15 protein-coding genes and 1 pseudogene are annotated in these 12,364 nt (G+C 31.9%); 2 read left to right on the top strand and 14 right to left on the bottom strand.

Features of this window, described 5'->3' with window-relative positions:
* Positions 1-82: 82 nt before the first annotated feature.
* From HALSAC_RS17755 to HALSAC_RS0110880, 4 genes and pseudogenes are all read right to left on the bottom strand, one after another.
* Positions 83-1,017 (bottom strand): annotated as a pseudogene (locus HALSAC_RS17755) (RNA-guided endonuclease TnpB family protein).
* A gap of 11 nt (positions 1,018-1,028) precedes the next feature.
* Positions 1,029-1,436, bottom strand: a complete 408-nt coding sequence (tnpA, locus tag HALSAC_RS0110890; RefSeq protein ID WP_027340288.1) for an IS200/IS605 family transposase — start codon at positions 1,434-1,436, stop codon at positions 1,029-1,031.
* Positions 1,429-1,590 (bottom strand): hypothetical protein, encoded by a 162-nt coding sequence (locus HALSAC_RS17275; RefSeq protein ID WP_169730095.1) that lies wholly within the window; start codon positions 1,588-1,590, stop codon positions 1,429-1,431. The genes tnpA and HALSAC_RS17275 overlap by 8 nt, the downstream gene beginning before the upstream one ends.
* Positions 1,591-1,686: 96 nt before the next feature.
* On the bottom strand, positions 1,687-1,881 hold the full coding sequence (locus HALSAC_RS0110880; protein ID WP_027340287.1) for a hypothetical protein: 195 nt from the start codon (positions 1,879-1,881) through the stop codon (positions 1,687-1,689).
* A gap of 225 nt (positions 1,882-2,106) precedes the next feature.
* On the opposite strand from HALSAC_RS0110880, the gene HALSAC_RS0110875 reads away from it, so the two are divergent.
* Together HALSAC_RS0110875 and HALSAC_RS0110870 are read left to right on the top strand one after the other, a co-directional pair.
* Positions 2,107-2,829 (top strand): N-acetylmuramoyl-L-alanine amidase family protein, encoded by a 723-nt coding sequence (locus HALSAC_RS0110875; RefSeq protein ID WP_035571794.1) that lies wholly within the window; start codon positions 2,107-2,109, stop codon positions 2,827-2,829.
* Between the two features lie 30 nt (positions 2,830-2,859).
* Complete coding sequence (locus HALSAC_RS0110870; RefSeq protein WP_027340285.1) at positions 2,860-3,318, top strand: DUF3189 family protein; 459 nt, start codon at positions 2,860-2,862, stop codon at positions 3,316-3,318.
* Between the two features lie 187 nt (positions 3,319-3,505).
* Here the strand turns inward: HALSAC_RS0110870 and HALSAC_RS0110865 are convergent, their stop codons facing one another.
* From HALSAC_RS0110865 to HALSAC_RS0110815, 10 genes are all read right to left on the bottom strand, one after another.
* Positions 3,506-4,924, bottom strand: coding sequence for a carbon starvation CstA family protein (locus HALSAC_RS0110865; protein WP_027340284.1), 1,419 nt, complete (start codon positions 4,922-4,924; stop codon positions 3,506-3,508).
* Between the two features lie 304 nt (positions 4,925-5,228).
* Positions 5,229-6,035 (bottom strand): LytR/AlgR family response regulator transcription factor, encoded by an 807-nt coding sequence (locus tag HALSAC_RS0110860; protein WP_027340283.1) that lies wholly within the window; start codon positions 6,033-6,035, stop codon positions 5,229-5,231.
* On the bottom strand, positions 6,025-7,758 hold the full coding sequence (locus tag HALSAC_RS0110855; RefSeq protein ID WP_027340282.1) for a LytS/YhcK type 5TM receptor domain-containing protein: 1,734 nt from the start codon (positions 7,756-7,758) through the stop codon (positions 6,025-6,027). The genes HALSAC_RS0110860 and HALSAC_RS0110855 overlap by 11 nt, the downstream gene beginning before the upstream one ends.
* Before the next feature lie 88 nt (positions 7,759-7,846).
* A complete protein-coding gene (locus tag HALSAC_RS0110850) occupies positions 7,847-8,431 on the bottom strand; it encodes a lysophospholipid acyltransferase family protein (RefSeq protein WP_027340281.1) in 585 nt (194 codons plus the stop codon).
* A 1-nt stretch (position 8,432) separates the two neighbouring features.
* Positions 8,433-9,107, bottom strand: a complete 675-nt coding sequence (cmk, locus tag HALSAC_RS0110845) for a (d)CMP kinase (RefSeq protein ID WP_027340280.1) — start codon at positions 9,105-9,107, stop codon at positions 8,433-8,435.
* A gap of 317 nt (positions 9,108-9,424) precedes the next feature.
* Positions 9,425-10,021: a 30S ribosomal protein S4 gene (gene rpsD / locus HALSAC_RS0110840; protein ID WP_027340279.1), complete on the bottom strand. Its 597-nt coding sequence runs from the start codon at positions 10,019-10,021 to the stop codon at positions 9,425-9,427.
* A gap of 302 nt (positions 10,022-10,323) precedes the next feature.
* Positions 10,324-10,590, bottom strand: a complete 267-nt coding sequence (locus tag HALSAC_RS17855) for an RDD family protein (protein WP_425402511.1) — start codon at positions 10,588-10,590, stop codon at positions 10,324-10,326.
* 84 nt (positions 10,591-10,674) lie between these two features.
* Entirely contained in the window at positions 10,675-10,932 is a 258-nt protein-coding gene (locus HALSAC_RS0110830) for a hypothetical protein (protein WP_211231342.1), read from the bottom strand.
* A gap of 176 nt (positions 10,933-11,108) precedes the next feature.
* The gene (locus HALSAC_RS0110825; protein ID WP_027340277.1) at positions 11,109-11,528 is read right to left on the bottom strand and encodes a hypothetical protein; all 420 of its coding nucleotides are present in this window, start codon (positions 11,526-11,528) and stop codon (positions 11,109-11,111) included.
* Positions 11,529-11,874: 346 nt separating this feature from the next.
* Positions 11,875-12,309 (bottom strand): hypothetical protein, encoded by a 435-nt coding sequence (locus HALSAC_RS0110815; protein ID WP_027340276.1) that lies wholly within the window; start codon positions 12,307-12,309, stop codon positions 11,875-11,877.
* Positions 12,310-12,364: the final 55 nt, after the last annotated feature.

Genomic DNA, 12,364 nt, shown 5'->3' with positions numbered 1-12,364 from the left:
TCTAGCTCTTTAGAACCTGTAGAGATATGGTTTTTATGGGTTTCACGGAAGAGTCTTGTTTTTTAAGACTCGTAGGTGTAGCCTATCTACTAGCTAATTGTAGTTGTAAACCTTGTTGCAAAATATTCTTACTAGCATTTATATCTCTATCGTGAATTGAATGACACTTGGGACATTCCCATTCACGAACACTTAATTCTTTAACCTCTTTATTTTGGTATCCACATTCGCCACAAAGTTGACTTGAAAAAAAGAATGTGTCAATTTTAATTAATTCTCTACAATACCATTGGGCTTTATAGTTTAAATAGTCAACGAATTTAGACCAAGATACATCAGAAATACTTTTTGCTAGTCTAGAATTTTTAAGCATATTCTTAACTTTTAGACTTTCAACTACTATCGTTTGATTTTCACGAATTAATTTAGTTGAAAGTTTATGTAAGAAGTCTTTTCTAATATTAGCTACTTTCTCGTGTACTTTAGCGGATGGTTTTACACGAAGAGTAATTGAACTATATTACTCGTAGGAATTTATTCTTTACTTTATACCAATTATTTGAGCCTTCTTCTTTTTTAGCAAGTCTTTTATTTAGTCTAGCAATTTTATTTTCATATTTGGATAGAGTTCTAGGATTAGAAACCACTTCACCATTAGAAGTAATTAGAAAGTCTTTCAAGCCTAAATCTATACCAATGGCTTTATCAGTTTTTGAATTTAAATTTAGGAAAACCAGCCAAACCTTTAAAGAAACGCTTAAATGCTTTATCTAAATCTTTTAGAGATTGTTGTAAAGAAATGCTATCAACTTCTCTTAACCAATTATATTCTTTCTTTAGTTTAGGTAATTGTGTAGCAAATTTAGAATATGATAAGTATTTATCGTCTTTAGATTGAGCTAGGAAGTGATTAAATACAAACCTAACACAACCTATATTTTTATTTATTAATTCTTCTTGCTCTTTATTAGGTATAATTCTAAAACTATATGCTTTATCTAGAAGTTTAGTTTCCATAATTCTACCTCCTAATTAGATTTTTGATTTTGGATGTATCTCTTAATAGTATGAGAGCTTACATTTTCGATTGTGCTTACAAAGTAGCCTTTACTCCAAAGTGAACCACAACGAGCATAGAATTTCTTTAGTTTAGGATATTCTTTAAATAGTTTTATTGCAGAAATACTTTTTAAAGTCCTAACTATGTCAGTAGGTGCTACTGTTGGTTTGGATGATAGAAAAATGTGTATATAGTCTGGCATTACTTCTAATTCTAAAATTTCATATTGATATTTATTGCATACATTAGCAAGAATATTTTTTAATGATTGTTCTATATCTCCTTGTATGAGTTCAAATCTAAATTTAGGACACCATACAAGATGATATTGTACTAAGTATCTACAATGACTTAAACTTTTGTAATCGTTACTCATCGCTATCTAACTCATATTTTTCTTGTATAGCTCTACGCATTAGGTCTAAATAAGTCAATGTAGTTTCTTCTTCAACAGAGTATATTCTTGCTAAATTTTCAAGTTCATCTTTCCAGTTCTCAGGAATAGAAATGTTAATTTGAACATTTTTCATTAGTTATCCCTCCTTGCATATACATTATATCACAGTAGATTGTATATGTAAATAGGAGAAAGTAGTTTTATAGAAGTTGGGAGGGTATTATATTTTTTAAGCAATATTTAATTGCATTAAAAAATATAATACCCTCCCAAAAAAATACCCAACTACAATGCCACCTATTATCCCCAATATCAAATAAAGATAAGGAGACTCTTGCCCAAAATCTACCCCTCTAGCCTTCAAATTTTTTAAAAGAAAAAATAATACTATTAAAAGACCAAAGGAAATCATTATATCTCCCATCTAAACCCTCCCCCTTATTAGCTTATAGTTCATCTATTTAACCTATATTCTATACATTATAGATATACTTCCAATAACCTTTTTTATAGTTATAAATATACATTGAAAATATTAAAATATAATTAAATTGAAATTTAGTATTCACTTTATCCAAGATTATACTGCCATAAATTATGCTCCACTTGAGTAATATTAAATAAGTAAGTAATTTAGGAGGGGAAGATTATGATAATCTTAATCAATAAAAAAGCTTTTATCTCCTTACTCTTCTTTATACTCTTCTTTATTGGAGGTCTTTATCTCCCCTACTCTTTACGTAAAGAGTCAATCCCTACAAGTGGAAGGGATGAAATAATCAAAGAAAAGAAGATCTTAATAGATGCTGGCCATGGTGGAGTTGATGCCGGAGCCAGTCATAAAGGTGTCTTAGAGAAGGATATTAATCTAGATCTAGCTAGAAGAATGAAGAAACTTTTAGAAGAAAAAGGAGCAAAAGTTATAATGACTAGAGATAGAGATATCTCTTTATCCAAGCAAAATAGCGATTATAAAAGTCGCCAAAAAAGAGATTTAAAGACCAGAGTAGATATAATCAACAAAAATAAACCTGACCTTTTTATATCTTTACATGTCAATGCCTTTCCTGGAGAATTTAGAATTAATGGTCCAATTGTCTTCTACCAAGATATAAGAAAGGAAAATAAATACCTAGCAGAAAAAATCCAAATTAGACTAAATAACCTCAGCTTTAAAGACGTAGATATGCCCCAAAATTCGATTCGCCTTGGAGATTATTATATCTTGAATAATAGTGATTATCCTGGGGTATTAATAGAGGTAGGCTTTATAAATAAAAAAGTTGATAAAGAACTTCTGCTCAATTATGAATATAAAAACCTACTAGTCTTTTATATCTACCAAGGTATTTTAGATTACTTAAATGGTTAAAATAATTTGTATAAAATAAGGAGGGTAAAAATGGAGATAATCTATCATGATTCAGGAGGATCACACTCTGTGGCTATAGCTGCTAATCTACATCTAAATAATTTACCTATGGATAGAGTAGCGACAAAAGAAGAAGTTTTAAGCCTGCCTACCTTCGATAAAATCAAGACCAAAGATATAGGACACCTTCTTTACCAAGGTGATGATGAATTTGGCAATTCAGTCTACACTCTAGGATGTAAACGTGCCGAGAAGGTAGCTAAACCCTTAATCAAAGACACCTATAGCTTGCTAGGAGATGAAAAGAATATAAAACTAGTAGATACAAGACCTGCAATCACCCCTACTATGATGCTAGGAGGATTTCTATCTAGAGGATTAGGATTGGCCCCTATAGGAAGACCTATAGTAACCAATGGCGCCCTGAAGACCTACCCAAACATAGTCGAAATAGTAAGAAATGTAAAGAGAAATCTTCAGGTTAATTAACCCTAAGACATTTTTTATTAATAAACTAAATTCAAAACCTTTTACCTTGACTAACTTCTAATTAGATTTAATTTGAAACTTCTTTGTTTTATTCAGAATTTTTAAAAAACATAATTTCCTTAAAAATAAAAAAACTTTACTAACTACGTAGTTAGTAAAGTTTTTTCTCTAAAATTTTATTTATACCTTAAGATGTTAGCTCTCTTTTTGATTTGCCTTCTCTTTCTTTGACCAAGAATAATCCCAAAGCAAATACCGCTGCTAATAAGCCTACAACTGTAGCTAAAAGACCTTGAATACCTAAGCCTTCTGGAGCAATAATAATATAAGATACTACAACTGCTGTCATAAATGTAGCTGGAATTGTCGCTATCCAATGGAACCTATCGTGTTTAACTAGATAACTTGCTCCAGCCCAAAGAGCAACCATTGCTAGAGTCTGATTTGACCAAGCAAAATATCTCCAGATAATACTAAAGTCCATCTGAGATAGTAATATACCAATTACAAATAAAGGTATAGCCAATTTAAATCTGTTAGACTTATTACTTTGATCTAGTTTAAATATATCAGCTAAGATTAATCTAGCACTACGAAATGCAGTATCACCTGAGCTAATTGGTAAGGCTACTACACCTAGCATTGCCAAGACTCCCCCTGCTGCCCCTAACATATTATCACTAACCAGCTTAACTATACCAGCTGGACCTCCATTATTTGCCATAGCTGTTGCAAGCCCCTCCGGTCCACCAAATAAGGTCATTGCAGCTGCTGCCCAGATTAAAGCAATAACTCCCTCAGCAATCATAGCCCCATAAAAGACCCTCTTTCCGTCTTTTTCAGTCTTTAAGCAACGAGCCATTAAAGGTGATTGTGTAGCATGGAAACCACTTATAGCACCACAAGCAATAGTTACAAATAACATTGGCCAAAAGGATAACCCTTCAGGGTGGAGATTACTAAGAGTAATTTCTGGTATCTGATAATCACCTAATATTAACCCTCCAGCAATTCCTAAAGCCATCACCAATAATGATCCACCCAAAAGAGGGTAAAACTTAGCAATAATCTTATCTACTGGCAAAACTGTGGCCAAAAAGTAATAGATAATAATTACAAATAGCCAAATATTTATATTCAAATTGGTCATACTGGCCAAAAGCCCTGCAGGACCTGTCATAAATACAGTTCCTACTAGAACAAGAAGAATAATAGAAAATACTCTCATAAACTTTCTAGCTCTCTCTCCTAAATACTCTCCTACAACCTCAGAGATACTAACACCATCATTACGTACAGATATCATGCCTGATAAATAATCATGTACACCACCAGCAAAGATTGATCCTAGTACAATCCACAAAAAAGCTGCTGGTCCAAACAAGGCACCGGCTATTGCCCCAAAAATTGGTCCTAAACCTGCAATATTTAATAATTGAATTAAAAAGACCCTACCCCAAGTTATTGGAATAAAATCAACACCATCCTCTTTAAGGTATGCTGGTGTCTTCATATCAAGCTTTACATCAAAGACCTGCTCTACAAACTTACCATAAAAATAATAACCTAAAATTAATGCTACTAATGATCCAATAAATGATATCATATTCTTTCCCCCTTAAATAATATAATTTTTGTTAACTTCTTATAGGGGTTATAAAATTATCGCTAACTTAGTTAAGTATATTATAATTGAATTATTCAAAATAATCATAAAATTATTCCAAATAGCACAAATTGATGGTTAAAGAGCATTATATCATTCTTAAAATTAATTTTGAGAGAATTAATAATTGATAAAATAAAGACTACAGCATATACTGTAGTCTCCCTTAGATTTAAATTAAGGCATTTTTTAATTTAAACGTTGTTACTTACTAGTAATAAATTTTCACTTTATTACTATACGATTACAACCCAAATATTTTCTGTATAGTCTTAACTTTCGAACGACTAATTGGTATCCTCATCTGCTTTTCATCCATCATTACTACCTGATACTTGCCTTTAAACCAAGGTATGATCTCCTTTACTAAATTTAAATTGATTAAATAACTTCTATGTACTCTTAGAAATTCACACCCCTTAAGTTTCTCTTCTGCTTCTAATAAATTAAAATCAATTTGATATTCTTGATTATTGGTCTTAGCATATACATTACGCCCTTTAGTATAAATAGCCACTATATCCTTACTAAGGATTAACTTTATATTTCCTCGTTTTCCCCTAACAGGAAATTTATTTATACAAAAATCATTATCATCAACTTTTTTTGATTCTAAATTATTATCCAAAGTATCAATTAAATCCTTTAAGTTCTCTTCAAATCTAATATAGGCAGACGTTGAGTAGATTCTTTTAACCTTAGCTATAGCATCTAGTAACCTATCCTCTTCAAAGGGTTTTAATAAATAGTCAATTGCGTTTACTTCAAAGGCTTTTAAAGCATATTGATCATAAGCGGTTATAAAGATGACTATATAATTCTTAAAATAAGTTAATATCTCTTTTGCAACCTCTATTCCATTTTTACCAGGCATCTGAATATCTAAAAAGAGCAGATCTGGCTTCTCTTCTTTAATTAATTCTATAGCTTCAATTCCATCCTTAGCCTCTCCTACAAGATTTAGCTCCTCGATATCTTTTAGCATATATATAAGCTCTTTTCTAGCAGGTCTCTCATCATCAGCAACTATGAACTTTAGCTTATCTTTCATACCTACCCTCCTTTATCTTAGGGTTTAATGGTAGTTTAACTATAATCTCTGTTCCTTGATTAACTTTACTATTGACCTCTAAACCGTATTTTTTTCCATAAACTCTCTTAATTCTTTTATCTACATTACTTAAACCTATCCCCTTACCACTCTCATCATCTTCTAACAAATTTCTTAACTTATCATCACTAATACCAATCCCATCATCTAACATCTTAATAATAAAATTATCCTCTGCTCTACACCCTAAAATCCTAATTCTTCCCATTCCTTGCTTCTTTGCCAGACCATGCCTTAATGAGTTTTCTACCAAAGGCTGTAAAGTAAACCTTGGTAATTTATATTTTAAAAACTCTTTGTCTATATCCACCTCAACTTCTAAGTCATCTTCAAATCTTGCCTTCTCTATAGCAATATAATCACAAGTATCTTCTAGTTCATCTTCTAAGCTTATAAGATCGTTCTCCTCCTTAAAACTCTTTCTAAGAAGCTTAGCTAAGCTCATAAGCAACTTCCTGGCCTTATTAGGATCAGTCCTACAAAAGAAGATAATTGTATTTAAAGCATTAAATAAAAAATGTGGTCTGATTTGGGCTTGCAATGCCTTAAGTTCAGCTTCTGCTTTCAATTTAGCTTCCTTCTCTAAGCTAGAAATATGTAATTGAGTTGATAATAATTCACTAACCCCCCGGGCCAGCTCGATATCTAAATTATTAATGCCACCCTTATCTGCTTTATATAACTTTAAAATACCTATTAACTCTTCATCTTCCTTTAATGGAGTAAGTACAGCAGATTTTAAAGGACAACACTTAGCTATATCCCCCAACTCTTCTTTATTATTATTTACTAAAACCCCCTCATTCATTAAGACCTCTTTATCCGATTCAGTTAAATTAATGGGAGTACCACTGAAATAATATCCTTCTCCAAGACCACTATGGGCCAACAAAAACTTATCATCTGTTATCTCTACTGCAGATACTTCACTAACTTCTAATATAATGTCTGCCATTTTTTTAGCAGAATCAATATTTAACCCTTCCTGCGAATGACTTAAAGTTTTTCTAGCTATCTTCAAAGAACTATAAACCTCTAAAGCCTTAAGTTCTTCTTCTCTTCTTATCCCTTTATGTAATACATGTATAAATAGAGTAATACCAAAAGCATTACTTAAAACCATAGGCAAAAATATAGTCAACACCAATTTAAGAGCCTGCTCATAAGGATCGCTTAGCAGAAGCACTAGTAGCATTTCTATAACCAAAACAATTACCCCTAAAAAAAAGCTTTCCTTTAAACTAATCTTATTAAAGGGGCGGTAGTAATAAGCTATAGCACCAATTAATCCTGCTATAATAGTAGCCAAAGCACAGGGAAGAGCCGTAAAACCACCTAAAAAGTACCTATGTCCTCCTCCAATAACCCCGGCCAAAACCCCTACAACTGGACCACCCAATAAACCACCTACAATTGCTCCAATAGCCCTAATATTGGCATAAGCACCATAAATGTATGCACCTAAATATGTGCCTGAAATAGACAAAGCACCAAAAAAGAGAATCAAAAATAACTTAGTCTCTTTTTTGGCCCTTCTATTAATAAGCTGAGGAAATATCTTGGTATCAAGTACCAAAAGGTGGGCAAATAAAGCTACAACAGCCATACTTTTAATTAAACTAATTAATAATTCGATTAATAATTCATTATTTAATTCTACCATAATATATTACCCTCTTTGTGATAAAGTTGGTTCTTAACTTTAAAGCTATTTTTCACCTTCATCTAAAACTTATGTAGAGCGCATATCCTTACAGTAATTCTTCTATCTTACTCATAATCTCTTTGCCAGCCTCTCGCATCTCTTCTTTATCTAATTTACGCCCGTAATACTTTTCTAAAGTAAAAGGTTCTCCTATATTAACATTCAAATCCCCCTTAAAGGGAGCATGAGCACCTTTTAAACCTATAGGTATTATTGGCACCTCAGATTTAAGAGCTATCATCACAGCCCCACTTTTAGCTCTTCTTAACTTTCCAGGTTTACTTCTAGTTCCTTCAGGAAAGAGACCTAAAAGTTCACCTTCCTTTAGTAAACTTAACGCTCTACGAACAGCACTTAAATCTGCCCTCCCCCTCTTTACAGGAAAGGCTCCTAAAGCTCTAATTAACTTATCCTTAAAGAAGCCATCAAAGAGTTCCTCTTTGGCCATATAATTGATTTTTCTATTCAAAGCTGAACCTACAATAGGAGGATCAAAATTACTTGTATGATTAGCAACTACAATTGCTCCACCCTCTTTAGGGATATGCTCCAACCCTTTTACTTCCCAACGAGCCCCGTATTTAAATAGATTCTTCATTGTAAATGAACTAATCTTATAAAAAAACCCCATACTACACCTCCTGACAAAGATCTAAAATATGTTTAACAACGCCTTCAATATCTAGATTAGTAGTGTCGACTTTAATAGCATCCTCAGCTTCCATTAAAGGGGATATCTCTCTATTTTTATCGATGTTGTCCCTTCTTATTATCTCTTCTTTAATCTGATCTAATTTTATATCTTCACCTTTACTCTTTAATTCTTCATACCTACGTTTGGCCCTTTCTTCTACAGAAGCTGTTAAAAAGACCTTCAAATGAGCATCAGGGAGTACAACTGTTCCAATATCACGTCCATCCATAACTACTTGACCCTCCCTAGCCATCTCTCGCTGTAGTCTTACCATTTGTTCTCTAACCGCTCTTACTTTAGCCACTACAGAGACATTATTACTTACTTTATTGTCTCTAATCTCTTCATTAACATCTATATTATCTAATAGGACGATATCTTTTTCATCTACTCTCTTAAGCCTTATTCTTGTTCTCTGGGCCAACTCACCTAACTGATTATCATCATTTAAATCAACACCTTGCTGTAAAGCCTTTAAGGTTAATGCTCTGTACATAGCCCCAGTATCGATATAAAGATAATTTAACCTCTCTGCAACTATTTTAGCCACAGTACTCTTTCCTGCTCCAGCTGGTCCATCAATTGCTATAGTTAATTTCTTGTCTAATTTCATACAAATATCATTTCCCTTCTATTCTTTACTATACCCATAAGTAATTCGATAAAATCATTGTTTATCCTGCAAAATATCCTTACTTAATAGTAATAAAGCGGAGCTTTATTACTGGTGATGAGTAATCAGTGATGAGTAAAACCTTAAAAAAACAGAAACCCCTTTGTTACCTAAGACTTATAAGAGGTTTTTGAGATTTTTGACTTTACTCATTACTCTTCACTCATTACCCATTACTAGTGGCACGAAAGTGACACTTTATTACTATATAGCTTCAATATACAATAAAAAGAAGGGGCCAACGCCCCTTCTTTTTATTATCTGGAATAAAACTCTATAATTAATTGGTCGTTAATTTCAATTGGAACATCTTCTCTATTTGGTTCTCCAAGCAATTCGCCAGCAAAGTTATCCTCATCCTTTTTGATATAAGGAAGATCAAAACCTTCAACTTCTAAGAAGTTCTCTTTAAATAACTTTATTTTTCTTGATTTCTCACGTAAGGATACCTTATCTCCCACCTCGATCTTGTAGGAGGGGATATCTACCTTCTTATCATTGACCAATATATGTCCATGATTAACCATCTGCCTTGCTTGCCTTGTTGAAATAGCAAAACCTATTCTATATACTATATTATCTAAACGCAACTCTAATCTCTTTATCAAAGCTTCTCCTGGTACATCTCCACTATTCATAGCTTCCTTTACATACCTTTTGAATTGTTTCTCCATAACACCATAGTAAGCTCTTAATCTTTGCTTTTCTAATAACTGTTGTCCATAATCTGAGAGATTTCTCTTCTCTCTACTACCAATTCCCTTACCTGCTCTATCCATTGCTTTGGGGTGTCCATAAACATTCAATCCCAACCTTCTACATTCTTTAAACCTTGGTCCTCTTTTCGTTGCCAAATCTATCATATCCCCCTTTAAAATTTTTTGCCGCGATAATTACCTTTGCTTTGTATTATAACATAAAAAAGCTATTTTGCAAATGATTATTATTATCTGTTGCCTTTTTCTCTATTCCTTATTAATATAAAGATTGTTAAGAAAAATTATTCAATTTAAATTATGATTTAACCTAGCATTACTCTTTCATTATCACCAAGGTATCACAAGCTATATTATGTAATCCTTGTTTCTTCTTAGTGAAAATTATCATAAGATACCCTACCCCCAAGGTAAGGACTAATAATATATAGGAGAAGTATCTAACAGCTGATTTCACATAAGAAATTCTCTCCACTTATGTTAGTTATTTGGATACCCATTATAACCTTACCTAGTGTCCCCCTCTTAGAAGAAGCAGGCAAGATGATGAAGTAAAGGAGATTTATTATATACACTATATTATTGACAAAAACTTCAATTACAAAAGAATTAAAGGTTATTAAGCCTATGCCATAGGTAAAACCAATCATTATAGATAAATCAATAAAAGCTGCTATAATCCTTCTCCAAAAATGAGCATATTTAATTTGTATATCTTCTTATGTTAATAACTTTTCTTTATATCTATGTTTTTTAATATTATTCAATCTCATACCTCCAATTTATCTTACTTACAATACTAAAACAATCTGCCTCAATAATAGAATCGTCAGAAAGCAGATATAAGTAATCTTGTACTTAACATTGACCGTCTTCTCCATATTCCCGATAAGACCACTAACTAAGAGGCCTGCCGTGAAGAATACAAAGATTAATTCCAAACCAATACCAAGAAGATACATCAATACCCCTATTACAAGAACCCCCGGCATTAATAGCTTTTCTCCTATTGAGATAGAAACCTCTTTTCCATCCATTACCTGATTCATATATATAATTAGTAATACGAAAGCAAAGGTCAATACTTGCCTGAAGAACTCTCCTAAGAATAATGACACTAGTAAAATGACTATTTAAGAAACTTAAAAAGGAACTATAGAATAACAACTCTATAGTTCCTTCTTTGCTCTTGATTTTAACTATAAGTTATCTCTTTAAATCCTGCTTATCTATACACCCTTATAATAGACCCTAACCAAAATGCTATATATTTTAATCCCGCTCTGGTTATATCAACACTAATAAGAATGATTGAAAATTTAATCATAAATTTAAATCCATACTTCAACATATCAAAAATTCTTCTCTCAGGACCCTTATCCTTCCTCAAAGAAACCCCAAGCTTAAATATAGTATAAACACAACCAATGACCAAAATTACAGCAATTAAAAATGTTAACAGACTCCCTAACTTCTCATCTAATACCCAAAATGGATCAATTAAATGATTCAGCTCTAAGGAAGTATTCTCTATTATGTGAAGTTGTAATGATATACTTAATATAATATAAATTACTGCAGTAAAAATTATTACTATAAGGTCATAATTTTTAAAAATAAACTTTAATATTTTATTGTCCTTCATTTAACTCCTCCTAATCAAATCAATACTTTCACTAATATCAATCCTCATTAAAGGCAGCTATTATTGCTCTTCTAGTTGTATATCCTCCTGGCTGAGGAAAGCAATCTGCATTATTGATGGTGTATCTATCATTTCCTAAATATTCAAAGTGCAAAGTATATGGGTCCCCCTCCGATTCTTTCCCTGCTATACTATGCCTTTCAACAACTGTAAGCTCTAAATCTCCATTGGAATGCTGAGTTAATTTTCTATTAAATTGAACCCAATCTCCTACATGTTCGTAAGGATTTTTAATCCCTACTGATATATCTCCTCCAGATAGTTGCTCAACAGTCCTTTCTTTATTTTAAATTATATATTGATAAACACTTACGAAAAAACTCCATGTGTTTTTGACTATATATACTAAGAAAGCAAAAGTTATATTACCAGTAATAACAAAACCTAAAAAATTGATTATATATTGTAGACTATATTTTAAAACATCAACCAGATTTCTATCAAGTTCTATTTTATATATAAACTTTCCTGTTTTATAGATCATATACCCTCCACTAAGGATTAAAGGAATAGAGATAAAGAATGTCAATAAAGTTCCTAATTTACCTTCCAATAGCAGAACCAAGTCATTTGAACTCATTAAATATAAAGAGGTTTTCTCAAATGTATACATCTCTATCCACACCTTTATAACTCCAGAAATAATAAACGCCATTAAAAATAATACTACTTTATAGAATTTTAAAATAAATTTTATAACTTTATCTTTATCAATTTCCACCTTCTATTCTTCCCTTTAAAAATCTTAGCTGAGGATATCCCTCACCATCAATAGT

Source organism: Halonatronum saccharophilum DSM 13868 (assembly GCF_000517025.1).
Taxonomy (GTDB): Bacteria; Bacillota; Halanaerobiia; order Halobacteroidales; family Halobacteroidaceae; genus Halonatronum; species Halonatronum saccharophilum.
Note: the sequence above shows the minus strand (reverse complement) of the source record. Positions and strands in the feature narration are given on the sequence as shown.